Raw genomic sequence first — 26431 nt, 5'->3', positions numbered from 1 at the left:
CTGTTGGTGGCCGGGTTGTTTGAGTTTGCCAATATCACCGAGTGCCTGGTCTCCGGTCTGAGCTGCGGTCCGCCCCGCGCCGCGGCCGGCGAACGTCCGCCGGCTCGCTGATCCCGCGCCCGCGCGCCCGTACGGCCGAGGCGCCCGCCCCCGAGCGGCGCGCCGCGCGGTGGGCCCGGTGGCGCATGCCGCTGCTCGTCGTGGCCGCCCTGGCGCTGGCCGCGTTCGGTCTGCACGGCCGCTTCCCCGACCCGCGCGACTTCCTCGGCGCTCTGACCGGCGCCGACTACTGGTGGATCACCCTCGCCGTGGCGCTGCAGGCGGTCTCGCTGGCCGCCTTCGCCTGGCAGCAGAGGCAGATTCTCAAAGCCTTCGGCGTACGCATCGGGGCCGGCTTCACCATGGCGGTCACCCTAGCCCGCACCGCGATCTCGATCTCGATGCCGGCCGGCTCCGCGGTCTCGGCCGGATACGCCGGACGCCAGTACGTGCGGGCCGGCACCGCCAAGGAGATCGCCGCCGCCTCGCTGATCGTCTCGGGCCTGACCTCGATCGGCGGCCTGACCCTGCTCTACGTGGCCGGGGGCGCCGCCGTGCTGACCCGCGACCCGCGCCTGCTGACCAGCCCGCAGCCCCTGGCCGTGGTGGCCGGCCTGGCCCTGCTGACCGCCGCCGCGGTGGTCACCGGCCGCCGCCTGATGCGCCGCTCGGCCGGCAAATCCGCCGGCCCGGCCCGGCCCCGCTCCGGCAACCGCGTCGCCGCCTTTGCCCGCCGCACGCTGACCTCGGCCCGCGAGGCCTGGCACGCCGGGGCCGCGCTGAGGGCCCGCGAGTGGATCGTCGGAACCCTGTACTACGCCGTCAACTGGCTGACCGACCTGCTCTGCCTGGCCGCCACGTGCCACGCCGTGGGCCTGCCGGTCGGCCTGATCACGCTGTCCGGCATCTACCTGGGCGTCCAGATCGTCCGCCAGGTCCCGCTGACCCCCGGCGGCGTCGGCGTGGTCGACACGGCCCTGGTCGCCGGCCTGACCGCCGCCGGCGCCACCGCCGCCACGGCCGCCGCCGCAGTAGTCATCTACCGCGTGATCTCCTGCTGGATGCTCCTCCCGATCGGCGGCGCGGCCGCCCTCTGGCTACGCCGCCCCCTCACCGCGGCCCGCACCACGCCCTGACCCTGGTCCATGTCGGGCCTGACCCCGGTCCATGTGCTGGCCCCGGCCCGGCCGTGCCGCCGTGACCCGGCCTGATCGCGCCGCGGCCCGACCACGTTCTCGCGTCGATCCGTCCCTCGGCTTGTGCTGGGACCTGACCTGCGGCACCTGCCTCGACCGCACGCGGTACCCAGTGGCGACCCACCTTGCGGGCTGACCTGGACACCGGCGGGGTTGGCGCAGGGGCGATGGAGCTGCGGGGAAGGCGCCGTGGGGAGGGGGCGGTGGGCGGGGCGGCTGGGGACGGACGCTGTGGTGAGAGGTGCGGTTGAAGAGCGCCTCGGAGAAGTCGCCGCGAGGAGGGCGCCGATGGGAGGGCGCGGTGGCTAGCGCGGGTGATAGAGCGCCGTGGGGAGGGCGCGCATAGGGGCGGGTGATTGAGCGCCGTGGGGAGGGTGCCGTGGGCAGGGCGCCTTCGGCCGGGCGCCCCGGCAAGGCTGCGGTGGTGAGGTGCGGGGTGAAAGGCGTCATGGGGAGGGCCATGGGCACGCCGCAGGGAGGGTGTGGTGTGAGGCGCGGGTGGAAGAACGCGATGGAGGAGGCGCGGTTGGGAGGATTCGGGTGACAGCGCGCCTTGAGAGGACGGGGGTGTGAGGAGGGTGCGGTGAAGGCGTTGCGGGGGTCAGGGGTGTTTTCGGCGGCGGTGAGCGGGCTTGGTGCGGGTGGAGTCGGGGCGGGGCATGCCGCCCATGCGGAGCAGGACGCCGCGGCGGGTTTCGGCGGCTACTCGGGTTTGGGGGTGGGTGGTGCCCAGGGTGGCGACCAGGCGGGTGACTGTGTCGTCGAGCAGTTTGCGGGCCGGCAGTAAGGCTCCGGCCGCCACCAGGGAGCGGGCCAGTTCGTGGGCGCAGCGCAGGGTGTCGGGGTGGTCGGGGCCCAGGGTCTCGCGCCAGCCCGTGTGCAGCTCGGCGGCGATCGTGCGGGCGGGGCGGGCCTTGCCGCGGTGCAGCAGGCTCACCACCAGGCTGCAGGCGGCGGCTCGGAGCACGGGGTCGGCGCTGTGGGCGGCGTCGGAGGCGATCAGGTGCGGGGCCAGGGCGGCCCAGCGCGGCCATGTCGACGGCTCGGCCACCTGGTCGGGGACGGCCGCGGCGACCAGAATTCCCGCGTACGCCCGGCAGACCCCGGCCGCCTCGTCGCCCAGGTCGTCGCGGACCGCCTCGCGCACCGGCTGCGGCACCCGTAGTCCCTGGCTGCCGCGGGTGACCAGGCCCGGCTCGACCAGCGCGGCGACCAGGCCGTTGAACTGCAGCGGGGCCACTCCGCCGAGCGGCCGCGGCAGGATCGGCAGCGAGCGGGTGAAGACGTCGACCGGCACCGGCGCCGCGTGCAGCACGGCGCACAGGCACAGCAGCTGCGCGGCGGCCGGATGCTCGTCGCCCAGCGTCTCGAGCGCGCCGCCGATGTCGCCGGGCCCGGCCGCGGGATCACGCTGCCGCGGCAGCCCACCCACGGCGGAAGGCAATCCGGGCGCGGTGGAGGGCAGACCGAGCGCGGCAAGGGAGGAGCCGAGGCCGGGGGAGTGCGGGCCGGGCGCGGGTGTGTCGGGTGGATGCCCGGGGGCCGGATCGGCGGCGTCGGCTGCGGGTCGCGGTGACGGCACGGCGGCCGGGGCCGGGGTGACGGGTTCGGGCTCGGTGAGCGGGACGGAATCGGGCGCCCCCATGACGGCAACCTCCTCGGCGGCGGGGATGCGCGTACGCCTTACGACATGGGTTATAGCCGCATCGCCGAACGGGTCCGGCCCTCAGGGCGTACGGGGGAAGGGTCTTGACTGTCGGCCCGGAAACGGGTGCTTGTGCTGGTCGGGCACGTGTCGGGCGTGATCGTCGACGAACCGGGCGGCCGCGGAAGCCGGGAGCGAGCGGGCGCGACACGGGGTCGCATCAATCGAACGAGTGACGAGAGTGATGCCCGGTCCGGCGGAGGTTATCCACAATTGACCGGGATCGATCGAGTTTATCCACAGGGGACTTCCCATCGGCGTTCGCTGATGGTTACGTGTGCCCATGAGACGGAGAGGCGCCTTCATCGCACTGTTGGTCGCCGCCATGGTCGGGGCCTCCGCAACCCCGGCCGGCGCGGCGGCTCCCGCGTACCGATATCAGTTCCTCACGCCCGGCGGTCAGCCCAAGCTCACCGAGACCGTGCCGGTGAACGTGGTCTTCGTCGGCTACGAGCAGCCGCAGGTGGGCAAGGCCGCCTTCGCCGGTGAGCTGCCCAAGACGTACGAGCCGGTGGTGCGCTCGCGCCTGACGTACGACGTGGTCGAGAAGCTCGGCATCACGTACAAGTACGACTACCGCCTCAAGTACGCCGACCGGTCGTACGAGGACAAGTTCTTCAAGCAGCTGAGCAAGCTGGCCAAGCCCGCGCCGCTGACGCAGTATCAGACGTCCTACAACGCGCAGGCCGGCGTCCTCGACATCACGGCCAACCACACGATCGACGCCCCCAGCGTGGAGAAGTATCTGGCGTTCCACCCGCCGTCGGGCATCGACACGCGGCGCAACACGGTCTACTTCATCAACTGGTACGGGCGGTCGGATTTCAAGTTCCACGTCTACACCAAGACCGGCGAGCCCGACCCCGACACCGGCTACGACTTCGGCGCCAACCGCGACAGCCGCAAGATGATCGCCTGGGGCGGCACGACCGCCGACGACGAGGAGACCGGGCTCGGCGCCACCCGCCGCGTGTGGTTCCACGACCTGTCGGCCGGGCCCGAGGCCAAGACCGCGAACTACGACGTGACCAACGCCGACGTCGACGGTGACGGCGAGGCCGACTACCGCATGCCCCCGATCTGGGAGTACGCGGCGGGCGGCAACCGGGCGCCGGGCGCGCTGGCCGGCGACCTGGGCAAGATCACGCGTTATGTGGCCCTGAATCTGCTGATGACGACCTCGCCGCTGTATCCGGTCGAGCTGCCGACGGCCGAGCCGCCGCGCTCCATCAACATCGACAGCAACACGTACGAGGGCTGGCCCGGCGTCGACGCCTCCGCGCAATACATCAAGCCCAAGCTGATCACCAAGGAGCTCGGCGAGCTGCGCTGGCGCAACAAGCTGGACTTCGACAACCAGGACTTCGCCCTCGACGCGAAGAACCGCGCCTGCTACGACGGGTTCGAGTCCGGCGAGAGCTGCTACCCCGAGAGCGGCCTGCCCTCCGACGCCAACCTGTTCCTCTACAACCGGGAAAACCTCGCCCGTACGAAGGACGACGGCGACAAGGTCGACTACGAGTTGCCGGTCTTCAACTACGTGCTCCCGCCCGACGTCGACCCGTCGCTGCTCGGGTTCGCCGACGACGACTGGGCGACCGGCGACCAGTCGTACGTGTTCAATTTCCTGTCGCAGAGCATCGTCGAGAGCGGCTACGGCCTGACCACGACGACGATCCACGAGGTGGGCCACCACCTGGGCATGTCGCACCCGCACGACGGCTACGACAGCGAGACCGGCGTCGACTACGGCCCGAGCGGCTCGACGTTCTACGCCTGGGCCGGCGACGAGAGCAACTCGATGATGAGCTACATCGACGTCAACTGGGACTTCTCGCAGTTCGACCGCGACAACAGCGACCGGTTCCTGACCGCCGCGTACTGGGAGGCCGCGAACCGGCTGGCCGCGACGATCCCGACCGGCAAGGCCCGCGGTGACCTGGCCGCCGCCGACGCGCTGCTGGGCCTGGCCAAGGCGGCGTTCGCCAAGCACGAGTACCGCGCGGCGTACGCGCTGGCCGACACCGCGTACGGGAAGGTCGTCGCGGCGGCCAAGAAGTCGGGGGTCGACCCGTCCTCGGCCGCGAAGGCGATGGCCGCGGAAGCCTCCGCCGAGCGGGCCAAGGCCGACCTGACCAGCCCGCACGAGTTCATCGACACGCTCGACGGGCCGCGTTCCCAGCCGTGACCCGTACGGCGCCCGGCCCGTCCCCGGTCAGCGATTCTCCGGGGCCGGGTCGGCCGCCGTCGTGCCCCGCGCCTTGGTCGGCACGGCGTTGACCAGGCGCTGCGCCCGCTGATCGAGGTAATGCGTGAACAGCTGCTGCGCGAAGCCGAACACCAGGGCGTACGCGAGGATCTGGATCGGCTTGTCGATGGCGCTGAAGCCCGGCACGAACTCGCCCGCGAGCAGGATGATGCCGGCCAGCCCGGTCAGCGCGCCGGCCGGCAGCTTGAGCAGGGCCAGCGGCACGGTCACGTTGTAGGGCGTGGCGTTCGCGTAGAGGTCACGGATGAACAACGCCGACGAGAGCGCGCCGCCGAGCAGCCCCAGGGCCGCCACCACCCCGAAATCCCAGCGGGTCGACGCGGTGTGCAGCAGGCTCAGATTCTCGTTGCGCAGCGCCCGCACCGGGCAGGCGATGTTGGGCAGCGGCGCGGCGGGCGGCGGATCCTGTACGAAACACAGCGGCGCCAGGTCGGGCCGGACGGCGGCCATCACGACGATCGCCAGCAGCAGCAGCGACGTCACGGCCATCCCGGTGATCAGCACGTTGCGGAAGGTGCGCAGCCGGGCCCGCTGCCGGTCGGCCGCGGCGTGCCCGGCCTCGATCACCTTGGACAGGTCGGCCGCGTCGATCCGGGTGCCGTTCTTGCGCGCCCGCGCGAGGTCGAGGGCCAGCACGTGCGTCGGGCTGCCGGCCGGGATCGACTCGTTGGCCCGCCGCACCGCCTCGGGCACCTCGGCCCGCAATTGGTCCTGGTCGTAGAGCAGCACGAGCACGGCCTCGGCGTTGTGCAGGTTGCGGAACGCGGCCTCGATGCAGCTGCCCGACCACCAGCTGGTCACGGCGTGATAGCGGGGTGAGATCCCGCAGGCCGCGTCCCGCGCGCACTTCAGCAGCCGCTCGACGGACTGGACCGTGGCCTCCCGCTCCGCCGACGGGTGCGCGGGCAGGGCACCGGCGGCCGCCGTGGACCGCGCCGCCACGAGGTGCAGCCGAGCCTTGAACAGCGCGATCTCGGCCATGGCGTCCTGGGCCCACAGCTTGTGGCGCGGGGTCTTCTCGGTGCTCGGTTCGTCGGTCACGGATCTCAGTAGACGGTGGAATCGGGTCAAACCCCTTCGTCCGTACGGACCGCGATTTGAACCGGACTATTGAGTGATTCCAGGTGCGACCGGACCTCGGCGGCCTCCGGGGTCACGCCGAGGGTGGTGAAGAGGGACAGGGCGCGCTGGAGGTGGGGGCGGGCCTGGTCGGGGTCGGGCAGGGCCTGGCCGATGCCGTGTTCGGCGCGGGCCTGCTGGTGGGGGTTGTCGCTCGTGGTGGCCAGGCGCAGCGCGGCCGTGTGGTGCTCGAGCGACTCGGGGGCGCGGCCGGCCGCGTGCAGCGCCTCGCCGAGGCCGTTGAGCGCGACGGCCTCGTACAGGTCGTTGCCCTCGTCGCGGAAGATGGCCAGGGCCTCCTCGTGGCAGGCGACCGCCTGGTCGGTCTCGCCGAGCCGGGTGTGCAGGACGCCCAGGCTGTCGAGCGCCCCGCCCGCGCCGGAGACGTTGCCGATCTGCCGGAACACCTCGAGCGCCGCGCGCAGATAGCGGCCCGAGGCCGGGTAGTCGCCGGAGTGCACGGCCAGCTCGCCCAGGCCGCTCAGCGCGTAACCCCGGCCCCACGAGTCGCCGGTCTCGTCGGCCAGGTCCAGCGCCTGCTGGTAGTAGTCGGTGGCCTCGGCGTAGCGGCCGGCCCGTTCCATCACCGAGCCCAGCCCGGCCAGGTCGCCCACCTCGCCGATCTTGTTGCCGGAGGCCCGGTCGAGCGCTAGTGACTGCCGCTTGAAATCGATCGACGCCGGGTAGTCGCCCTTCTTCTCGGCGAGCCGGCCCAGGTTGTACAGCGCCGTCGACTGGCCGTCGGAGTCGCCCAGCCGCCGGAACAGCTCGAGCGCCTGGCGCAGGTGCTCACCGGCCTGGCCGGGCAGGCCGACCTGCGACTCCAGGTCGCCCAGCCCGGTCAGCGCGAACGCCTGCGCCTCGACGTCGCCGGTGCCGCGGGCGGCCCGCACGGCATGGCCGTACACGTGCACCGCGTCCTGCTGGTGACCGCTGTGCAGATAGCGGGCCAGGGTGCGGACGAGCAGGGTGGTGTGGCCGGGCCAGCCCTCGGTCGCGGTGTGCGCGGCCACGGCGATCAGCGTCGGCCGCTCGGTGTCGAGCCAGGCCGGCGCCGCCGCGGGATCGCCGAAATCGGGCAGCGGCGACGTGGCCATCGGGATGCGGGCCCGCAGCTCCTTGAACTCGACCGGGTGCAGGCTGTCCATGGCGGCCGCGGCGGCGGCCAGGCAGTAGTCGAAGAACCTGGTCAGCGCGGCGTGCCGGTCGGAGGGCCGGTCCTCGTCGTGCGCCCGCGTGAGGGCGAAGGCGCGCACGAGGTCGTGCAGCGTGAACCGGCCGGGGGCCGGCTCCTGGATCAGGTGGTCGGTGCGCAGCGCGTCCAGCCGCTCGCGGGTGACGGTCAGCTCGTCGCCGATGAGCGCGGCCATCGCGTACGCGTCGAAATCCTGCCCCGGGTGCAGGGCGGCCAGCCGCAGCACCCGGCGCTGCTCGGCGGGCAGATGCCGGTACGACACGTCGAGCGCCAGCTCCACCCCGGAGTCGAGCCGGCGTTCGCGGTGCCGCTCGTCGAGCCGGTCGGCGTGGTCGGACAGGTTCCAGCCGGGCGTGTTGCGGATGTGCCCGGCGATCAGGCTCAACGCGAGGGGCAGATAACCGCAGGCGCGGGCGATCTGTGCCAGGGCCAGCGGTTCCGGGCCGACCGGCACGTCCCGCACCGTACGGGTCAGGAAGGCGACGGCCTCGTCGGGCGTGAACACGTCGACGACGACCCGGGTCACCGAAGGCAGGTCGTCCAGCCGGCGGCGGCTGGTGATCAGGGTGACGCCGTCCGGCGTGCCGGGCAGCAGGGGACGGACCTGCTCGGCGCTCGCGGCGTTGTCGAGCACGATCAGGGCCCGTACGCGGGAAAGCTCTTCCCGATAGGCCACGGCGAGCGCATGCAGGCCGTGCGGGATTTTGTGGCCCGGCACCCCGAGCAGGCGCAGGAACCCGTCGAGAACGGCCGCGGGATCGGCCGGCGGCTGCGCCGGGTCGGGATGGAAACCGCGCAGGTTGACGAACAAGACGCGCTCGAAACGCTCACTTTCGTGCAGTCGATGCGCGGCATGAACGGCCAGCTGGGTCTTGCCGACGCCGGCCATCCCCTCGATCGCCGAGATCAGGAACGCGCCGCCCCCGCCGAGCGTGCCCAGCTCCCCGGCCCGCCCGGTGAAGTCGGCCGTGTCGGGCGGCAACCGGTCGAGCACGCGCACCTGCGCGACGGCCTCGAGCTCGCCCGCCACCACCCGGAGCGCCTGCCGCCACTGCTCGACGTAGGTGTCGTCGGGGTGCAGCGCCCGCACGACGGCCAGCACCAGGTCGGTGTTGAACCGGCGGCGGCCGGTCGCGAACGCGTTGGCCACGGTCGAGCGGCGGGTCAGATCGGCGGCCGGGCGACCCTCGGCCGACCACGCGGCGTTCACCCGGTCCTTGAGGGTCTCGTACGACGGGTCGCCGGCCCACACCTTGAGCCGGCGCAGACACTCGGTGAGCTCGTCGAACGACCCCGCGGCGGCCGGATCGGGCAGCGGCGTCGACGGCATGACCGGCTCCTGGGGTCGAGGGGCAGAGGATCAGAGGCTAGGCCGTACGGTCTCCGGCGTCCAAAATCGTCCAGACTTCGGCCGTACGGGTCCCGCCGCCCCCACAATCGTCTGCGTGGAGTCACCGGTCACGGGGGTCAGGGGGTCGTCACCACGGCGCCCTGGCAGGCCGGTCGAACCCGAACTCCGGTCCCGCGCCGCCTGCCCCAGTCACGGCGCGGGACCGGTCTCCTTCGGCCGAGTCTCGGCTGAAGTGAGGACCATCTAACGGCTCCTTGTTCCGGATGAAACCTCGGTGAAACCCGCGATTCCTTGACTGTGAACCGTCACCAGCCGCCCTACCTGGGCGGACGGGCCGGATCAGGGGTAACGCCATGCCGGAACGGTACGTGTTGGTGCGCTGGCCGGACGGCGTGGCGCAACGGATCTACTCACCCTCGACAGTGGTCGAGGACTTCTTCTCGGCGGGGCAGCGGATGCCGGTCGTCGAGTTCGTCGCGACCAGCCGGCAGGCCCTGACGGAGGCCAGCGAGCGGGTGCGGCAGGCGTACGGGTTCCCCTGCGGGAACGCCGCGCGCAGCCTTGAACTGGTGCTGGCCCGGGCCCAGGCCCAGCCGTCCGGTGACGTGCTGGTCGAGGGGATCGAGTCGTGACTGCGCACACCGGTGTCGCCGTGATCGGTGGCGGGCAGGCCGGGCTGAGCATGAGCTGGTATCTGCGGGAGCGCGGGACCGACCACGTGGTGCTCGAGCGGGAGCGGGTCGGGCACGAGTGGCGCGACCGGCGGTGGGACTCGTTCTGCCTGGTCACGCCGAACTGGCAGTGCCGGCTGCCCGGCTACGACTACCGCGGGGACGACCCGGACGGGTTCATGAGCGGCGCCGAGGTGGTGACGTTCCTGGAGACGTACGCCCGGAGCTTCGACCCGCCCCTGCGCGAAGGGGTGGAGGTGACGCGGCTGCGGCGTACGGGGAACGTCTTCGAACTGCTCACCAGCGACGGGGCGCTGACCGCGGACCAGGTGGTGATCGCGACGGGCGGCTATCACCGGCCGGCGGTGCCGCGGCTGGCCGAGAAACTGCCCGCGCACATCGCGCAGGTGCACTCGTCGCAGTATCGGCGCGCCGATCAGTTGCCGGACGGCGATGTGCTGGTCGTCGGGACGGGGCAGTCGGGCTGCCAGATCGCCGAGGACCTGCACCTGGCCGGGCGGAAGGTGCACCTCGCGGTGGGCAGCGCGCCGCGGGCGGCCCGGCGCTATCGGGGTCGGGACACGCTCGCGTGGCTGTCGGAGATGGGTCATTACGACAAAAGCGTGCACGAGTTCGGCGACGCGGACGAGGTGCGGCTGCGCGCGAACCACTACATGACGGGCCGGGGTGGCGGCCGCGACATCGACCTGCGGCGGTTCGCGGTCGAGGGGATGGCGCTTCATGGCCGTTTGCTGAGCATCGACGGCGACACGATCACCTTCGCGCAGGATCTGGCGCGCAATCTCGACAACGCCGACGCGGTGGCCGAGGGGATCAAGGACGCGATCGACGCCTACATCGGGCGGGCCGGTATCTCGGCGCCTGCGGAGAGCCGATACGAGCCGGTGTGGACGCCCGGCGTGTCGTCACCTCTTCCGCTTGCCGATGTCGGTGCCGTCGTGTGGGCGACCGGGTTCCACCGTGATCACCGTTGGATAGAGGTGCCGGTCTTCGACGGCCGTGGCTATCCGACCCACGATCGCGGGGTCACGAGCTGCCCGGGGCTGTACTTCCTCGGGCTGCCGTGGCAGCACACGTGGGGGTCGGGGCGGTTCGCGGGGGTGGCGCGCGACGCCGAGCACCTGTGCGGGCAGATCACCCGGGCCCGGCGGCGGCAAGTCTCCGAGGGCGTGAGCTGGCTGGCCGGCACGCCGACGGAGACGTACCCGGACCTGGAGTGGGCGGCATGACCTACGACGCGCACCGGCACCTGGGCGTCCTGCCGGCCTATCCGTTCTACGGCGGGCCGCCGGTCAAGCCGGACGTGACCGCGCGGGCCACGATCGCCGCTTTGATCGCGGACCTGAACCGGGAGGGGACTTCGCGGGCGCTGATCCTGCCCAACTACGGCGTGCCGGACCCGGATGTGGCGTTCGGCTTCAACGACCTCGTCGTCGAGGCCACCCAGCGTGACGACCGGTTGCGGTGCGGGCTGTGGGTGAGCGCACTCGAAAGCGATCGGGCAAGGACGGCGCAGGCCTTGAGGCTGGCGGGCGAGCCGGGCGTACGGGCTCTGAAGATCAGTTTTCTGCTCGGCGGGAGCATCGACGACCCGGGTCTGGCGCCGATCTTCGACGCGGCGCGTGCGCACAACTTGGTCGTTCATGTGCACACCTCGCCGGGGGCGGCGTCCGACATCGACAAGGTCGGCCAGCTCGTGGACCGGCACGGCGACGATGTGCGCATCCATCTTGTTCATTTCGGTGGCGGGATGAGCGGTCACATCAAGCTGATCGGCGGCCGGTTCTTCGACTGGATCGCCGCGGGCAAGCAGGTCTACACCGACCTGTCGTGGGCGATCGGCTTCGCCCCGCGCTGGCTGGCCGACGAGATCGATCGGCGCGGCATCGGCCACGACCGGGTGTTGTTCGCCAGCGACGAGCCGTGGGGTGACCACGCCGGGGAGCTGGCCCGCCTGCAGGCCGCGGCGGCCGGACGCGAACTCGGCGAGGCCGTTTTCCACGGCAACTTCTCGAAGCTCTACGACTGACCGCTCGCCACCGTCTCTTAGCGCGTCACGCCCACCAGCTCCGACCCCACTCGGCACTAGCGACATTCGTACCGCTTCACCGCCACATCGACATTCGTACCGCTTCACCGCCACATCAAGAGGAGATCATCATGACCGACCTGACCGACCTCGAGCAGAAGAGCCTCAACGAGATCCCGCACCCGGCGCTGGCCGAGGGGTCGAGCATCTACGGCGGCACCAAGGTGTTCCCCGACTACAAGGCCGAGGAGGGCCAGAGCTACTTCACGCTCGTGCACGGCATCGCGCACGAGTCGTCGGTCAGCTTCGTGGCCGTGCTGCAGGCCACCCGCGCGCTGCGCAAGGGCTTCGAGTCGGCCATTTACTTCTACGGCCCGGGCTCGCTCAACTGCCTGGCCACCCGCGGCTTCCCGACCACCGGCACCAGCGCGTTCCCGGGCGAACACAACATCAACAACTCGCTCAAGACGTTCATGGCCGAGGGCGGCAAGGTCTACTGCTGCCGGTTCGGGCTGTCGCTGCACGGCGCCCGCGAGGAGGACCTGATCGAGGGGGTCATCCCGACGCACCCGCTCGACGTGCAGGACGCGCTCATCCACTACGCGCGCAAGGGCGCGATCATCAACTCGACGTACCAGCTCTGACATGTCCATCGACGTTCGAGCCGACCTCGCCGTGCGTGGCGTGCGGGTGCCCACACCCGTGCGCCGCCCGGCGGGGGCCGGTCCCAGCGACGACGGCCACCTGGTGATCGACGGGGGCAATGCGGCCCTCCCGATCAACCCGCAAAGCCCTTATTCCGTACGGGATGACAAGCTCTGGCTCGGCGAGTCGGACACCGGGCTGTCCCTGTCGGTCGTGCGCCGCCCGCGGTTCTACGACCTGACGACGGCGGACGGCGTCCCGTACGAACAGATCGCGCGCCTGCACGGCAAGGACGTCCTGGCGACCACGGTTGTGCAGACATGCATCCGGTACGCCGAGGACCAACGCTGCCGCTTCTGCACGATCGAGGAATCGCTGCGGGCCGGCGCGACGATCGCCGCCAAGACCCCCGCACAACTGGCCGAGGTCGCAGCGGCGGCGGTCGAACTCGACGGCGTGCGGCAGATGGTCATGACGACCGGGACGACCACCGGCCCCGATCGGGGCGCGCGCAACCTTGTGCGTTCGGTGCGCGCAGTGCTCGACCGGGTGCCCGGGCTGCCCATTCAGGTGCAGATCGAGCCGCCCGGGCACCTGACGGTGCTCGACGACCTGCGTTCGGCCGGGGCGGTGTCGATCGGCATCCACGCCGAGGCCCTTGACGACGAGATCCGCCTGAAGTGGATGCCCGGCAAAGGCTCGGTCCCGATGTCCGAATACGAGGCGGCGTGGGACTACGCGGTGTCGGTGTTCGGCCGCAACCAGGTCTCGACGTACGTGCTGATCGGCCTCGGCGAGGACCCGGACGCGTTGGTCGAAGGCTGCGCGAAGCTGATCGACCGTGGCGTGTATCCGTTCGTAGTGCCGTTCCGCCCGATGGCGGGCACGCTCGCTCGCCGCGACGGCATCCCCGGCCCGGCGCCGTCACTAGTGCGAGACGTGTCGTCGCGGGTCGCCGCCCTGCTACGCGAAGCCGGAATGCTCGGCGCCGACCAGTCCGCCGGCTGCGCATCCTGCGGCGCATGCGGCATCCTCCAGGCGGCCGGCGGATGACCCCGAACGCCCCACAAGCCCACCAGCGAATGAGTGAGCCCACGCAGTTGTGCAGTTCCGCGCAGTTGAGCGTTAGTGCGCAAGCGAACGACCTCGCGCAAGTGGACACTCCCGCGCAGGCGCACGTAGTTGCGCGAGTGGGCGGCGTCGCGCGGGTGCGCGGTATCGCGCGGGTGGACGGCGTCGCGCGGGTGCGCGGCATCGCGGAGTTGCGCGTTGGTGTGCGGGTGGACGGCGTCGCGCAAGTTGGTAGTCGCGCGCGGTTGCACGGTGCTGCGCGGGTGGGCGACCGCGCGGAGTTGCGCGTTGGTGCGCGAGAGGACGATCTCGTGCAATCGCATAACCGTTCTTGGCTGGTCGATTCGGTGGCCGCTCGCTGCTCGCGGTTGAGCGTTCGTGCGCGACTGGCCGAGCGTGCGCGGATGGACGAGCATGCGCGATCGAGCGGTCGTACGCGGCTGACTGATCGTGCGCGACTGAGTGATCGTTCGCGACCGGGTGGACATGTGCGGGGAGCGGTCGGGGGCGGACGGGTGCGGCGATCGGTGGGGGTGTCGGGTGAGTGATCTGGTTCCGGCTTTGCTGGGGGCGCCGCGGTTTTTGATTGAACCTGCGCGGACGCGCAGCGAGTATCACCGGTTGCGGCGGCGGGTGTTCGTGGATGAGCAGAAGTTGTTCGCGGTGAGCGATCTGGACGATCGGGATGATGATCCGCGGACGATTGTGCTTGAGGCGCGCGATTCGGGTGGGGAGTTGCTCGGGGGTGTGCGGTTGGGGCCGGCGACGGACGGGCCGGACATCGGGTGGTGGCAAGGCGGGCGGCTGGTCGTCGAGCCGGGGGTGCGCGGGGCGCAGCGGATCGGGCCGGCGCTCGTTCGGGCCGCGTGTGCGGCTGCCGAGCAGGCGGGGGCGTTGCGGTTCGATGCGACCGGGCAAAGCCGGTTCAAGCGCATGTTCGAGCGGCTCGGGTGGCACGCCGTACGGCCGGTGACTGTCGCAGGGCAGCCTCATCACCTGATGCGCTGGCCGATCGGGCGGATCGCGGGCCTGGCCGCGGCGACCAAGAATCCGCTGGGTGGGCTGCTCGAGGGGCTCAATCCGGGTGGGGCGGGGTTCGTCGGGGACGACGGGGCACCCGTACCGGGAACCGATCTTATTGCTGCTTGTGACGCGATCCTGCCGTCGATGGTCGAGCGTGATCCGGGCTGGGCGGGGTGGTGCGCGGTTCTGGTGAACGTGAACGACCTGGCGGCCATGGGGGCGGAGCCGGTCGGGCTGCTCAACGCGGTCGGGGCGCGGGATGCGGGGGCGGCGGCCAAGATTCTCGCGGGGTTGCGGGCCGGGGCCGAGGCTTATGGCATTCCGGTGCTGGGCGGGCATACGCAGCTGGGGGTGCCGGCGGCCTTGTCGGCGACCGCTCTCGGGCGGGCCGCGCATCCGGTGCCGGGCGGTGGTGGGCGGGCCGGGCATCGGATCCGGCTGACGGCCGACCTCGGCGGCGGGTGGCGGCCGGGTTATCAGGGGCGGCAGTGGGATTCCACGAGCCAGCGGACCGGGGCCGAGTTGCGGGCCATGCAGCGGTTCGTGGCGAGCGCGCGGCCGGCGGCAGCCAAGGACGTGTCGATGGCAGGCATCGCCGGGACGCTCGGGATGCTCGCCGAGGCCAGCGGGTGCGGGGCCGTGCTCGATGTGGCGGCGGTGCCCCGGCCGGGTGCGGCGGCGATGGGCGACTGGCTGACGTGCTTCCCCGGGTTCGCGATGCTGACGGCCGGGCCCCAGCGACCGGCCGCGGCCGGGCCGGCGGTGACCGCCGAATGCGGCGAACTGGTCGCCGGGAGCGGAGTCGGCCTGCGCTGGCCGGACGGCGAGACGACCGAGGTCCTGAGCGGCACCGTGACCGGGATGGGAGCCGCGGCATGAGGGGATGCGACTGCGATGGGAGCCGCGGCGTGAGGGGTGCGACTGGGATGGGAGCCGCGGCATGAGGGGACGCGACGCGGATGGGAGCCGCGGCGTGAGGGCGTGCGACCGGGACGAGGGCGGCGGCGTGAGGAGAAATGACCGGACGGGGCCGCGGGCGAAGGCACGCCGGTGGGAGGAACGGACAGGAGAGAACGGGGAGGTACGGCGTGATTAAAGTAGCTGCGGTCGCGGAGGCGTTCGACCGTGATCTCGACGAGGACTTCGCGCGCGTCGAGAAGCTGGTCGCGGCGGCGCGGGCGGAGGGCGTACGGCTGCTGGCTCTGCCCGAGGCCTGTCTCGGGGGCTATCTGGCCGACCTGGACGGCGACGCCGAACTGCCCCCGGCCCTGCGCGTCGACGGGCCGGAGATCGCCCGGCTGACCGAGCTCGCGGGTGACATGGTGGTGTGCGCGGGCTACTGCGAGGACGGCGGCGACGGCACCCGCTACAACAGCGTGGTCTGCGTCGGCGACGGGCGGGTGCTCGGCAACCACCGCAAAGTGCACCAGCCGCTGCGCGAGGACGCCAGCTACTCGTCGGGGGAGTCGTTCGCGGCGTTCGACACTCCGGTCGGGCGGGTCGGGCTGATGATCTGCTACGACAAGGCGTTCCCGGAATCGGCGCGCACGCTCGCCCTGGACGGCGCCCAGATCATCGTCTGCGTCTCGGCCTGGCCGGGATCCCGTACGAACGCACCCGACGACCTGGCCGAGGACAGGTGGACGCGGCGGTTCGACCTGTTCGACCGGGCCCGCGCGCTCGAGAACCAGGTCGTGTGGCTGTCGGCGAACCAGGCCGGCACGTTCGGGTCGTTGCGGTTCGTGTGCAGCGCGAAGATCGTCGACCCGGGCGGGGACGTGCTGGCCACCACCGGCTGCGCGCCCGGCGTGGCCGTCGCAACCGTCGACGTCGAGGGGTCGCTCGCCGCCGCGCGGCGCTACATGGGGCATCTGCGCGATCGCCGACCGGCCGCGTACCGCTGATGGTCAGGATCGCGGCCGCCGCGGCGCACTTCGGGCGGGACCTCGGGCACGACCTCGGGCGGATCGGCAAGCTGATCGGTGACGCCCGCGCCGCCGGGGCCGGCCTGCTCGTGCTGCCCGACGCGGCGCTCGGCGGCTACCTGGCCGACCTGCGCCACCCCGACCCGGCCGCGTTCCCACCCGCGCTCAAACCGGACGACCCGATCTTCGACGAGCTCGCCACGGCGGCCCGCGACATGGTCGTCTGTGTCGGTTTCTGCGAGGCCGACGGCGACGACCGCTACAACGCCGCGGTCTGCCTGACCGGCGACGGCGTGCTCGGCCGGCACCGCAAGGTCCACCTGCCCGCGGCCGAGGGCGTCGCCTACCGGGCCGGGGACACTTTCGCGGCGTTCGACACGCCCGTGGGCCGGATCGGCATGCTGATCGACTACGACAAGACCTTCCCCGAGTCGGCGCGCACCCTCGCGCAAGATGGCGCACAAATCGTCGCCTGCCTGTCGGCCTGGCCCGCCAGCATCACCAACGCCGCGCCGAAGATGTCGCAGGACCGCCAGTCCCGCCTGTTCGACCTGTACGACTGTGCCCGCGCCGCCGAGAACCAGGTCGTCGTGGTCTCGTCGAACCAGACGGGTGCGGCCGGCGGCATGCGCTTCCTCGGCCAGGCCAAGGTGGTCGGCCCCGGCGGCAACATCCTCGCCCGTACGTGGGCCAAGGCCGGACTGGCGGTCGCCGAGCTGGACGTCGCGCGCGAGATCGCCGCCGCCCGCCGCGTGCTGAGCCACCTCGACGAGCTGCGCCCCGAGGCGTACCGATGAGGATCGCCCTGCTCACGTACTCGACCCGCCCGCGCGGCGGCGTCGTGCACACCCTCGCGCTGGCCGAGGCCCTGGCCGCCCTCGGCCACGACGTCACCGTCTGGACCCTCGCCCGCGGCGGCGGCTTCTTCCGCCCCGTCGACCCGCGCGTGCGCCTCGCCCTGGTCCCGTTCCCCGACGTTCCCGGTGAGGAGGTCGGCCCCCGCATCCAGCGATCGATCACGCTGCTCAGAGAGGCCTTCACCCCTTCGGAGTACGACGTCGTGCACGCCCAGGACTGCATCAGCGCCAACGCCGTGGACCGTTGCGTGCGCACAGTGCACCACCTCGACCAGTTCACGACACCCGAGCTGGTCGCCTGTCACGAGCGAGCGATCGTCCGCCCGTACGCGCATCTCTGTGTCTCGTCGGCCGTAGCCGCGGAACTGAGGGACGGCTGGGGCCTGACCGCCACCGTCATCCCCAACGGCGTCGCCTACGACCGTTTCGCCACCGCCACCCCGCTGCCGGCCGAGACCCCGTACGTCCTGTCGGTCGGCGGCATCGAGCCGCGCAAGGGCTCCCTCGACCTGCTCCGCGCGTACGCCCTGCTCGACCCCGCCGTACGCCTGGTCATCGCGGGCGGCGAGACCCTGTTCGACTACCGCGCCTACCGTGCCGAGTGGGACAGCCTCGCCGCCTCCCTGCAGGTCACCCCGGAGGTGCTGGGCCCGGTCGCCCACGACGACCTGCCCTCCCTGGTGGCCGGCGCCGCCGCGTTCGCCTTCCCGTCCACGAAGGAGGGCTTCGGCCTGGCCGCGATGGAGGCCCTGGCCGCCGGCGTCCCCGTGGTGGCCCGCGACCTCCCGGTCCTCCGCGAGGTCTTCGGCGACGCCGTCCTGTACGGCACCGACCCGCCGTCCCTGGCCGAGGCCCTGACCACAGCCGTCAAGGAACCCGACCCGGCCCGGCAGGCCGCCGGCCGCACGCTGGCCGCCACCCACACGTGGGAAGCCGCCGCGCTGAGGCACGTGGCCTTCTACGAATCCCTCTGAGGCTGTCGGATCGAGGCCTCAGGCGTGGAGTCGTTCTTCGCACCGGAGTAGCGAAGTCCTTGAGAGACATGCGAAGGGGGAGAAGACCATGTCCTGGGAACTCGACGGCAATCAGGTCAACGGGAACAACACCTTCCTCGGTACGAGGAACAACGCGGCCCTGGTGATTCGGACCAACACGAACGGGGCGCCGGGGAATCTCGAGGAGGTCATGCGGGTGACCGCGTCCTCGGGCAGTGCGCGGGGGCGGGTCGGCATCGCCACCAGCAATCCTGGTCAGCAGCTCACATTGGGGGCCGGGAACGTGATGTTGCCGGACGCCAAGGCGGGTACGGACGGGAATCTGTACTTCGGCGGGCGGACGGACGGGGGGGAGAACGGGCTGCGGCTGTTCGGCGGGGACGTCAACGGCAACATCCCGGGCGGGTTCATCGACGTGAAGACGGACGACGAGGGAGAGGGGCTGCGGATCCGGGTCGACACCGCGAACGGGGGCACCGAGCGGGTGCGGGTGGCGGCCAACGGGAACGTGGGAATCGGGACTGACGCGCCGAGCGAGCGGCTGACGCTGGGGTCGGGCAACGTGCTGCTGCCGACCGCGGACGCGGGGGCCGACGGCAACCTGTACTTCGGCGGGCGGACCGACGACGGCGAGACGGGCATGCGGCTGTTCGGCGGGAACGTCAACGGCACCATCCCGGGCGGGTTCATCGACGTGAAGAGCACGGCCCCGGGTGAGGGGCTGCGGATCCGGGTCGACACCGGCAGCGGCGGGACCGAGCGGTTGCGGGTCACCTCGACCGAGGTGCGGGCGACGGTGCAGGTCAACGCGCCGAGCTTCTCGGACCTGCGGATGAAGGAGAACGTCCGGCCGCTGCGCGGGGTGCTCGAGCGGCTCGACCGCGTACGGGGGGTGGCCTTCGACTGGGCGGACACGCCGGACACGGGGGAGAGCCGCACGGGGCGGCCGGGCGTGGGGGTGATCGCGCAGGATGTCGAGGCGGTCTTCCCGGAGCTGGTGGAGGAGTTCGGTGAGCGGCGGATGAAGAGCGTCGACTACAACGGGCTGGTGGCCACGCTGCTGGCGGCGGCCCAGGAGCTGCGGGACGAGGTCACCGTGCTGCGGGCCCGGATCACGGCGCTCGAGGCGTCATAGGCGGGGCGCCACCGTGCTCGGCGTCGTCCGGGCGCGGTGGCGTGCTCGAAGCGCTAACACGACGACCGGCGGGATGATGCCCACGGCGTACCAGGCCAGGTCGGCCGGGTCGAACTGGATGCCCAGGGCCAGGCGGGCCAGGACGCTGCGGGCCGACAGGTCGGCGGGGATGCCGGTGAGCTGGAAGAGCTCGACGGCCCAGCAGAACCCGAGGGCGGCGGCGCCGGCGGTGAGCGGGCGGATCGCCGGGAGGAGCAGGTAGACGCCGGCGAGGATGAGCGTGCCGTACAGCGCGGTGCCGGAATACTGGGCCAGCGGGCCGGAGCTGTCGAGGACGCCGGCGTTGCTCGCGAGCAGGCGGACCGCGAACGCGAGGCCGAGGCAGAGCACGGCGGCGGCTAGGGCGGTGGCGCGGGTCCGCTGGTGGGTCACGGCTGTGAGCATAGGCATTTGTGTCCGGTTCGTTGACAGCGCGTCACGGTGGCTATCAATATGTCTCCATGTCTCTATGGGAGCGCTCCCGCAATGTGGCCGTGATCGGGGCGGCGGTACTGGTCGCGACGGGGCTGGCCGCGCCGGCCAGTGCGGCCGAGGTCGAACAAGTGGTCAACGGCGGGTTCGACGCGAGCACGGATCCGTTCTGGGCCAACGGCGGGATGACGCTCGCGCTGGACGACGGGCGCGGCTGCGTCGATGTGCCGGGCGGGACGGCGAACAAGTGGGACGCGATCGTCGGGCAGAACGACATCGACCTGGTCGCGGGGGAGAGCTACCGGTTCGCGTTCGACGCCAGTGGCAGTGCGGCCAGATCCGTACGGGCGGTGGTCGGGCTGGCGGTGGACCCGTACGACACCTACTTCGAGCAGTCGCCCGTGCTGGGCGAGACGCAGCATTACGAGTGGACGTTCACCGCGAGCACCAGCACCGCGCAGGGGCAGGTGGCGTTCCAGCTCGGCGGCAGCCCGGATCCGTGGAGGTTCTGCGTGGACAACGTGTCGCTCGTCGGTGGCGTGCCGCCCGAGGTGTACGAGCCGGACACCGGGCCGCGGGTGCGGGTCAACCAGGTCGCCTATCTTCCGCAGGGCCCCAAGGTGGCGACGCTCGTGACGGACAAAACGACCCCAGTCGCCTGGGAGCTGAGGAACAAATCGGGTAAAACGCTGCGAAACGGCAGGTCGCAGCCGCGTGGCGTCGACGTCTCGAGCGGCCAGAACGTCCACACGATCGACTTCAGCGCCGTGAAAGCGAAGGGCACAGGATTCACCCTGACGGCGGACGGCGAGACCAGCCGCCCCTTCGACATCAACGCGGACGCGTACGCGAAACTGCGCACCGACGCCCTGAAGTTCTACTACACCCAGCGCAGCGGCATCGCGATCGACGAGGCCCTGCGCCCCGGCTACGGCCGCCCGGCCGGGCACGTCGACGTCGCCCCCAACCAGGGTGACGGTGACGTCCCGTGCCAGGCCGGCGTGTGCGACTACAAGCTGGACGTGCGCGGCGGCTGGTACGACGCGGGCGACCACGGCAAGTACGTCGTCAACGGCGGCATCTCGGTGTGGGAGCTGCTCAACGCGTACGAGCGCACTCCGGGCCTGCGCAAGGTCGGCCTGGCCATCCCGGAGAGCGGCAACGGCACCCCCGACCTGCTCAACGAGGTCCGCTGGGAGCTCGACTTCCTGCTCAAGATGCAGGTCCCGGCGGGCAAGCCGTACGCGGGGATGGCCCACCACAAGATCCACGACCAGAACTGGACGGGGCTGCCGCTGCTGCCGCACCTCGACCCGCAACCGCGCGAGCTGCACCCGGTGTCCACGGCGGCCACGCTCAACCTGGCCGCCACCGCCGCGCAGGCCGCGCGCATCTACGCCAAGCACGACCGCGCATTCGCGCAGAAAGCGCTCACTGCCGCGCGGACCGCGTACGCCGCCGCCAAGGCCAACCCGGCCCTGCTCGCCCCGGAGTCCGACGGCGTGGGCGGCGGCGCCTACAACGACGCGAAGGTGAGCGACGACTTCTACTGGGCGGCCGCGGAGCTGTTCCTCACCACGGGGGAGAAGCAGTACTCCGCGGACGTGCTCGCGTCGCCCGAGCACACCGCCGACGTGTTCGGTGCCGGCGCCTTCGACTGGGGGAACACGGCCGCGGCCGGTCGCCTCGACCTGGCGCTGGTGCCGAACCGTCTGCCCGGCCTGGCCCAGGTCAAGGCGTCGGTGATCGCCGGGGCCGACAAGTACCTGGCGATTCAGAAGCAGCACCCGTACGGGGTTCCGTACGCGCCCGCGAACAACATGTGGGACTGGGGCTCGAACAGCATCATCCTCAACAACATGGTGGTCATCGCGGCCGCGCACGAGCTGACCGGCCGCGACCGGTATCGCGACGGCGTGCTGACCGGGCTCGACTACATCTTCGGCCGCAACGCGCTCAACATGTCCTACGTGACCGGCTACGGCGAGGTGAACTCGCACAACCAGCACAGCCGCTGGTATGCCAAGCAGCTCGACCCGGCCCTGCCCAACCCGCCCGCCGGCACGCTCGCGGGCGGGGCCAACTCGTCGATCCAGGACCCGTACGCCCAGAGCAAGCTCACCGGGTGCGTCGGCCAGTTCTGCTACATCGACGACATCCAGTCCTGGTCCACGAACGAGCTGACGATCAACTGGAACGCGCCGCTGGCGTGGATCGCGGCTTACGTGGCGGCCCTGTAAAACGGGTCGCGTCGACGGCGCGGGTGAGCCTAGGTTGACTGAGTGTCTGCCGAAGCCGCCCGCGCCGCCGAGATCCTGAGCCAGCTCGCCACTCCGCTACGTCTCCGGGCGTACGCGGAACTGGTGCACCGCGGTCAGGAAGGCGCGACGATCGCCGAGCTGGCGTACATCCTCGACGTGCCCGTGCAGACCGCCGGTGAGACCCTGGCCCGGCTGGTCGGCGCGGAGCTGGCCACCGGCACGGGCAACGGCGTCTATCGCGCGTCGGGTGGCGAGTTGCGTGAGGCCGCGCAAGCGCTCGACCGGGTGCAGCCGATCGCGTCCTACCTGGGCGACTATCCGCAGCTGCGGGGCAACTTCACGCACGGCCGCCTGTCGACGATGCCGCCGACGATGAGCGAGCGCTACACGATGCTGGGGGAGCTGCTGTCCCGCTTCCTGGCGCTCGAGGGCCTGCACACCGAGCACGAGATCAACCACCGGCTGGCCGAGGTGACCGACGACGTGGCCGCGGCCCGCCGCATGCTGGTCGAGACGGGCTGGTTGGAGAGAGACCAGGCCGGTTCCACGTACGGGGTGGGGCGGCTGGTGCCGGGGCAGCGCTAGCGGGCAGAGTCGGCTTGCTTCGGACGCGCTAGCCGGGAGCGTCCCGAAACGCGTCGCGGTAGTGGCGGGGCGACGAGCCGACCACGCGGCGGAACGCGGTGCTGAAGGCGCTCTCGGATTCGTACCCGGTCGCGGCGGTGAGCTCGGAGATCGTCCGGGTGTTGCGGCGCAGGGCGTCACGGGCCAGGCTCATCCGCCACTCGATCAGGTAGTCCATCGGGGCCGCGCCGATCTGGCGCTTGAACGCGGCCGCGAACGCCGAACGCGACATGCGGCTCAGGCCGGCCAGCTCGCCGAGGGTCCAGCGATGGGCGACGTCGGCGTGCATGGCCCGCAGCGCGACACCGACGCCGTCGTCGCCCAGCGCGGCCAGCCAGCCGGTGCAGCCGCCGGCCTCGGCGTGCGCGCGCAGCATGTGAACGAGCAGGATCTGGGCGAGGTGGCTCATCACCAGGGAGCCGCCCAGGGCGTCGCTCTCCACCTCCGAGCTCAGCATCTCCTTCACGTGGGCCAGGAACCGGTGGCGCGGGTCCGACGTCCGCACGTGCACCAGCCGCGGCAGCACGTCGATCAGCATCGACGCGTTCGTGTCGTCCAGCCGGAAGTAGCCGAGGCAGAGGTGTGTGTCTTCCTCGGCGGGCCCGATCTGCACCGCGCCCCCGGTGGCGCCGCGCCACAGCGGTTCCGCGGCCTGCGGTTCGGCCGTCCGGCGGCCGGTCAGCTCGTGCGATGGCGGGTTGACCAGCAGATACATGTCGCCCTCGCGCAGCACCACGGGCTCGTTGCCGTCGATGACCAGCCGGCACTCGCCCCGCACCACGCCGCCCATCTTGACGTGCGGAAACGGCTCGAACCGGACGGCCCACGGCCCGCCCGCGTGCAGGCTCGGCTCGACCACGCTGTGCGGGCGCAGCAGGCCCACGGCGTCGGCGATCGGATCGTCCGACCCCAGCGGCTTCACCCGGCTGGACGATGCGTAATGAATCTCGGATGACACGTTATGGATCGTACGTCCGTCGGCTCGCAAGATCGAGTGCATGACCACTACGAAGCAGGCGGCGCTCGTCACCGGCGCCAACAAGGGAATCGGGTTCGAGACCGCGCGGCAGCTCGCGCAGCAGGGTTACACGGTCTGGCTGGCCGCCCGCGACCAGCAGCGCGGGGAGAACGCGGCCAAGGAGCTGGCCGCGGACGGCGACGTGCGGTTCGTCGCGCTCGACGTGACCGACGACGCGAGCGTCCAGGCGGCGGCCGCCCGGGTCGGGGTGGAGACCGGTCCGCTCGACGTGCTCGTCAACAACGCCGGCATCGGCATCGCGGCAGAGGAGGGCGCGCCCAGCACCATCCGGCTCGACACGATCGAACGCACCCTGGCCGTCAACCTCTACGGCGCGCTGCGCGTCACCCAGGCGTTCCTTCCCCTCGTACGCCGGGCGGCCGCCGGACGGATCGTCAACGTGAGCAGCACGATGGGTTCGGTCACGACGCTGGTGGCCCCCGGCAACCCGCTCGGCGCGTACGGGACGAGCTACGCCTACTCCACGTCGAAGACGGCGCTGAACGCGCTCACCGGCGCCCTCGCGGTCGAGCTGGCCGGCACACCGATCAAGGTGAACTCGGTGTGCCCCGGCTTCAACGCCACCGACATGAACGACCACCAGGGCGTCAAGCACCCGTCCGAGGGCGCCGCGACCGTGGTCCGGGCGGCCACCCTGCCGGCGGACGGCCCCACGGGCACCTTCTTCGACGACGCGGGGCCGGTCACCTGGTGACAGGCGGCCCGCCCGGGCCGTCCTGACCACCATCCCGTGCGGGCGCTACGGGCCGTTCGCCCCGCCTGGGCCGGCCGGCGACCTCGGTTCTGCCCCGATGCTCTTGTGACAGCCGCTGATTCGTACGTTATGGATCTTGGTTTGTTCCTGAGCGGGCGGGTAAACACTGAGGTTATGGCGCTGCCGATCGAGGATTACGCGATCATCGCGGACACGCAGACCTCCGCTCTCGTCGGACGCAACGGGTCGATCGACTGGCTCTGCGTCCCGCGCTTCGACTCCGGGGCGATCTTCGCGTCGCTGCTGGGTGACGAGGAGAACGGGCATTGGACGATCGCGCCCTCCGCCGACTTCGTGGCCAAGCGTTCGTATCGCGACGAGACGATGGTGCTCGAAACCGAGTTCGAGACCGACGGCGGCGTCGTCCGGGTGATCGACTTCATGCCGCCCCGGACGGAGTCGCCGACGGTCGTGCGGATCGTCGAGGGGGTGCGCGGCGAGGTCGAGATGAGCTCGGTGCTGCGGCTGCGCTTCGACTACGGCAGCGTGGTGCCCTGGGTCTATCAGGAGCAGGGCGCGCTGGTGGCGGTGGCCGGCCCGGACGCGGTGTGGCTGCGGACGCCCGTCTCGTCTCACGGCGAGAACATGTCCACGCAGTCGGACTTCTCGGTGCGCGCGGGTGATCAGGTGCCGTTCACGCTGACCTGGCGCCCGTCGCATCTGACCCCGCCCGCCGCCGTGGACCCGGTGCACCAGCTGGGCGTGACCGAGGGCTACTGGCGCGGCTGGGTGTCGGCCTGCACCTACGAGGGCGAGTGGCGGGACGCGGTCGTCCGCTCGCTGCTGACCCTCAAAGCGCTCACGTACGCCCCCACGGGCGGCATCGTCGCGGCGGCCACCACCAGCCTGCCCGAGAAGCTCGGCGGCGTCCGCAACTGGGACTACCGCTTCTGCTGGCTCCGCGACGCCACGATCACGCTGCAATCCCTGCTCTTCAGCGGCTTCCAGTCCGAGGCCACGGCGTGGCGCAAGTGGCTGCTGCGGGCGATCGCCGGCAACCCCGCAGAACTCCAGATCATGTACGGCGTGGCCGGCGAGCGCCGCCTCGACGAGTACATCGCGCACTGGCTGACCGGCTACGACGGCAACCCCGTACGCATCGGCAACGCCGCCGCCGGCCAGTTCCAGCTCGACGTCTACGGCGAGGTCATGGACGCCCTGCACCAGGGCCGCCGCGCGGGCCTCAAAGCCGACGACCCGGCATGGGGCCTGCAGTGCAAACTGATGGAATTCGTCGAAGAACACTGGCAGGACCCGGACGAGGGCATCTGGGAAGTCCGCGGCGGCCCCCAACAGTTCGTCCACTCGAAGTTGATGGCCTGGGTCGCGGCGGACCGCGCGGTCAAGGCTGTCGAGGAATTCGACTTGGACGGCCCGGTCGACCGCTGGCGTTCTCTTCGCACTGCCATCTCCGACGAGATCCTTTCCCGCGGCTACGACGCTTCTCGCAAGACGTTCACGCAGTATTACGGCTCCTCCGAATTGGACGCGGCGCTGCTGATGGTCCCGCTGGTCGGCTTCCTCCCCGCCGACGACGAACGCGTGGTCGGCACGGTCGCGGCCATCGAGCGCGAGCTGATGGTGGACGGCTTCGTGCAACGCTATACGCAACACCCGGACACCGATGTGGACGGGCTGCCGCCGGGGGAGGGCGCTTTCCTGGCATGCACATTCTGGCTGGCCGACAACTACGCCCTGATGGGCCGCCACGACGAGGCCCGCGAAACCTTCGAACGCCTGCTCGCCCTACGCAACGACGTCGGCCTGCTGTCGGAGGAGTACGACACCGAAGCTGGGCGTCTGGTGGGCAACTTCCCACAGGCCTTCAGCCACGTCCCACTGATCGACACCGCGCGGACTTTGACCGCGGCGCTGGCCCCGACCGAGGCCCGCGTCGCGGAAGGGCTGCGCTGAACCGAGCCGCACCGAGCGTTTCATGTTTGATAGAAGCTCTCGCGCCCGTAGGCCTACCCATTAGGGGCATGTCTTGTTCAAGCCCTGACGCCGACACTGGGTAGTACCTAGGGCCGGGGGTA

At 71.4% G+C, this 26431-nt stretch carries 21 protein-coding genes; 16 read left to right on the top strand and 5 right to left on the bottom strand.

Annotation, left to right across the window (positions count from 1 at the left end; genetic code table 11):
- Positions 1-41: 41 nt before the first annotated feature.
- On the top strand, positions 42-1175 hold the full coding sequence (locus JKJ07_RS27080; protein ID WP_307834425.1) for a lysylphosphatidylglycerol synthase transmembrane domain-containing protein: 1134 nt from the start codon (positions 42-44) through the stop codon (positions 1173-1175).
- Between the two features lie 661 nt (positions 1176-1836).
- On the opposite strand, the gene JKJ07_RS27075 is transcribed toward JKJ07_RS27080, so the two are convergent.
- Positions 1837-2880 (bottom strand): tetratricopeptide repeat protein, encoded by a 1044-nt coding sequence (locus JKJ07_RS27075; RefSeq protein ID WP_202994574.1) that lies wholly within the window; start codon positions 2878-2880, stop codon positions 1837-1839.
- Positions 2881-3223: 343 nt separating this feature from the next.
- Here JKJ07_RS27075 and JKJ07_RS27070 point away from each other — a divergent pair, with 343 nt between their 5' ends.
- Positions 3224-5128 (top strand): zinc metalloprotease, encoded by a 1905-nt coding sequence (locus JKJ07_RS27070; protein WP_202994573.1) that lies wholly within the window; start codon positions 3224-3226, stop codon positions 5126-5128.
- 27 nt (positions 5129-5155) lie between these two features.
- Here the strand turns inward: JKJ07_RS27070 and JKJ07_RS27065 are convergent, their stop codons facing one another.
- Both JKJ07_RS27065 and JKJ07_RS27060 read right to left on the bottom strand, forming a co-directional pair.
- Positions 5156-6250 carry a hypothetical protein gene (locus tag JKJ07_RS27065; protein WP_202994572.1) on the bottom strand — a complete coding sequence of 365 codons (1095 nt, stop codon included), beginning with the start codon at positions 6248-6250 and terminating at the stop codon, positions 5156-5158.
- A gap of 26 nt (positions 6251-6276) precedes the next feature.
- On the bottom strand, positions 6277-8853 hold the full coding sequence (locus JKJ07_RS27060) for a tetratricopeptide repeat protein (RefSeq protein ID WP_202994571.1): 2577 nt from the start codon (positions 8851-8853) through the stop codon (positions 6277-6279).
- A gap of 374 nt (positions 8854-9227) precedes the next feature.
- On the opposite strand from JKJ07_RS27060, the gene JKJ07_RS27055 reads away from it, so the two are divergent.
- The 10 genes from JKJ07_RS27055 to JKJ07_RS27010 all read left to right on the top strand — a co-directional run bounded on the left by JKJ07_RS27055 (position 9228) and on the right by JKJ07_RS27010 (position 19246).
- The gene (locus JKJ07_RS27055) at positions 9228-9506 is read left to right on the top strand and encodes an MSMEG_0570 family nitrogen starvation response protein (protein WP_202994570.1); all 279 of its coding nucleotides are present in this window, start codon (positions 9228-9230) and stop codon (positions 9504-9506) included.
- Positions 9503-10795 (top strand): MSMEG_0569 family flavin-dependent oxidoreductase, encoded by a 1293-nt coding sequence (locus tag JKJ07_RS27050; RefSeq protein WP_202994569.1) that lies wholly within the window; start codon positions 9503-9505, stop codon positions 10793-10795. Before JKJ07_RS27055 ends, JKJ07_RS27050 begins: the two co-directional genes overlap by 4 nt.
- Positions 10792-11595 (top strand): amidohydrolase family protein, encoded by an 804-nt coding sequence (locus JKJ07_RS27045; RefSeq protein WP_202994568.1) that lies wholly within the window; start codon positions 10792-10794, stop codon positions 11593-11595. The genes JKJ07_RS27050 and JKJ07_RS27045 overlap by 4 nt, the downstream gene beginning before the upstream one ends.
- 131 nt (positions 11596-11726) lie before the next feature.
- Complete coding sequence (locus tag JKJ07_RS27040) at positions 11727-12239, top strand: MSMEG_0572/Sll0783 family nitrogen starvation response protein (protein ID WP_133878133.1); 513 nt, start codon at positions 11727-11729, stop codon at positions 12237-12239.
- 1 nt (position 12240) lies between these two features.
- Entirely contained in the window at positions 12241-13293 is a 1053-nt protein-coding gene (locus tag JKJ07_RS27035) for an MSMEG_0568 family radical SAM protein (protein WP_202994567.1), read from the top strand.
- Positions 13294-13797: 504 nt separating this feature from the next.
- Positions 13798-15213 (top strand): MSMEG_0567/sll0787 family protein, encoded by a 1416-nt coding sequence (locus tag JKJ07_RS27030; RefSeq protein WP_202994646.1) that lies wholly within the window; start codon positions 13798-13800, stop codon positions 15211-15213.
- A 209-nt stretch (positions 15214-15422) separates the two neighbouring features.
- Complete coding sequence (locus JKJ07_RS27025) at positions 15423-16238, top strand: carbon-nitrogen hydrolase family protein (RefSeq protein WP_307834424.1); 816 nt, start codon at positions 15423-15425, stop codon at positions 16236-16238.
- On the top strand, positions 16238-17056 hold the full coding sequence (locus JKJ07_RS27020) for a carbon-nitrogen hydrolase family protein (protein ID WP_236029883.1): 819 nt from the start codon (positions 16238-16240) through the stop codon (positions 17054-17056). Before JKJ07_RS27025 ends, JKJ07_RS27020 begins: the two co-directional genes overlap by 1 nt.
- Complete coding sequence (locus tag JKJ07_RS27015) at positions 17053-18090, top strand: MSMEG_0565 family glycosyltransferase (protein WP_202994565.1); 1038 nt, start codon at positions 17053-17055, stop codon at positions 18088-18090. The genes JKJ07_RS27020 and JKJ07_RS27015 overlap by 4 nt, the downstream gene beginning before the upstream one ends.
- 88 nt (positions 18091-18178) lie before the next feature.
- Positions 18179-19246, top strand: coding sequence for a tail fiber domain-containing protein (locus tag JKJ07_RS27010; RefSeq protein ID WP_202994564.1), 1068 nt, complete (start codon positions 18179-18181; stop codon positions 19244-19246).
- On the opposite strand, the gene JKJ07_RS27005 is transcribed toward JKJ07_RS27010, so the two are convergent.
- A complete protein-coding gene (locus JKJ07_RS27005; protein WP_307834423.1) occupies positions 19241-19678 on the bottom strand; it encodes a ribosomal maturation YjgA family protein in 438 nt (145 codons plus the stop codon). The two genes, JKJ07_RS27010 and JKJ07_RS27005, sit on opposite strands and share 6 nt — an antisense overlap.
- Before the next feature lie 68 nt (positions 19679-19746).
- On the opposite strand from JKJ07_RS27005, the gene JKJ07_RS27000 reads away from it, so the two are divergent.
- Positions 19747-21957: a glycoside hydrolase family 9 protein gene (locus JKJ07_RS27000; RefSeq protein WP_202994562.1), complete on the top strand. Its 2211-nt coding sequence runs from the start codon at positions 19747-19749 to the stop codon at positions 21955-21957.
- A 42-nt stretch (positions 21958-21999) separates the two neighbouring features.
- Positions 22000-22563 carry a DUF2087 domain-containing protein gene (locus tag JKJ07_RS26995; RefSeq protein ID WP_202994561.1) on the top strand — a complete coding sequence of 188 codons (564 nt, stop codon included), beginning with the start codon at positions 22000-22002 and terminating at the stop codon, positions 22561-22563.
- 28 nt (positions 22564-22591) lie between these two features.
- Here JKJ07_RS26995 and JKJ07_RS26990 read toward each other — a convergent pair whose 3' ends face one another.
- Positions 22592-23560: an AraC family transcriptional regulator gene (locus JKJ07_RS26990; RefSeq protein WP_202994560.1), complete on the bottom strand. Its 969-nt coding sequence runs from the start codon at positions 23558-23560 to the stop codon at positions 22592-22594.
- A gap of 40 nt (positions 23561-23600) precedes the next feature.
- On the opposite strand from JKJ07_RS26990, the gene JKJ07_RS26985 reads away from it, so the two are divergent.
- Complete coding sequence (locus tag JKJ07_RS26985) at positions 23601-24335, top strand: SDR family oxidoreductase (RefSeq protein ID WP_202994559.1); 735 nt, start codon at positions 23601-23603, stop codon at positions 24333-24335.
- Between the two features lie 174 nt (positions 24336-24509).
- Complete coding sequence (locus tag JKJ07_RS26980; RefSeq protein ID WP_202994558.1) at positions 24510-26309, top strand: glycoside hydrolase family 15 protein; 1800 nt, start codon at positions 24510-24512, stop codon at positions 26307-26309.
- Positions 26310-26431 lie beyond the last annotated feature (122 nt).

This window comes from Paractinoplanes lichenicola (assembly GCF_016785085.1).
GTDB classification, from domain to species: Bacteria; Actinomycetota; Actinomycetes; order Mycobacteriales; family Micromonosporaceae; genus Actinoplanes; species Actinoplanes lichenicola.
The sequence above is the reverse complement of the archived record's forward strand: the minus strand, read 5'-3'. Positions and strand labels throughout refer to the sequence as shown.

Bases quoted from the DNA above. Each gene is read 5' to 3' on its own strand.
- JKJ07_RS27055 (WP_202994570.1), top strand. From the start codon at position 9,228: ATGCCGGAACGGTACGTGTTGGTGCGCTGGCCGGACGGCGTGGCGCAA.
- JKJ07_RS27020 (WP_236029883.1), top strand. From the start codon at position 16,238: ATGGTCAGGATCGCGGCCGCCGCGGCGCACTTCGGGCGGGACCTCGGG.
- JKJ07_RS27040 (WP_133878133.1), top strand. From the start codon at position 11,727: ATGACCGACCTGACCGACCTCGAGCAGAAGAGCCTCAACGAGATCCCG.
- JKJ07_RS27070 (WP_202994573.1), top strand. From the start codon at position 3,224: ATGAGACGGAGAGGCGCCTTCATCGCACTGTTGGTCGCCGCCATGGTC.
- JKJ07_RS26980 (WP_202994558.1), top strand. From the start codon at position 24,510: ATGGCGCTGCCGATCGAGGATTACGCGATCATCGCGGACACGCAGACC.
- JKJ07_RS27075 (WP_202994574.1), bottom strand. From the start codon at position 2,880: ATGGGGGCGCCCGATTCCGTCCCGCTCACCGAGCCCGAACCCGTCACC.
- JKJ07_RS27045 (WP_202994568.1), top strand. From the start codon at position 10,792: ATGACCTACGACGCGCACCGGCACCTGGGCGTCCTGCCGGCCTATCCG.
- JKJ07_RS27010 (WP_202994564.1), top strand. From the start codon at position 18,179: ATGTCCTGGGAACTCGACGGCAATCAGGTCAACGGGAACAACACCTTC.
- JKJ07_RS27060 (WP_202994571.1), bottom strand. From the start codon at position 8,853: ATGCCGTCGACGCCGCTGCCCGATCCGGCCGCCGCGGGGTCGTTCGAC.
- JKJ07_RS26985 (WP_202994559.1), top strand. From the start codon at position 23,601: ATGACCACTACGAAGCAGGCGGCGCTCGTCACCGGCGCCAACAAGGGA.
- JKJ07_RS27035 (WP_202994567.1), top strand. From the start codon at position 12,241: ATGTCCATCGACGTTCGAGCCGACCTCGCCGTGCGTGGCGTGCGGGTG.
- JKJ07_RS27000 (WP_202994562.1), top strand. From the start codon at position 19,747: ATGTCTCTATGGGAGCGCTCCCGCAATGTGGCCGTGATCGGGGCGGCG.
- JKJ07_RS27015 (WP_202994565.1), top strand. From the start codon at position 17,053: ATGAGGATCGCCCTGCTCACGTACTCGACCCGCCCGCGCGGCGGCGTC.
- JKJ07_RS27030 (WP_202994646.1), top strand. From the start codon at position 13,798: ATGTGCGGGGAGCGGTCGGGGGCGGACGGGTGCGGCGATCGGTGGGGG.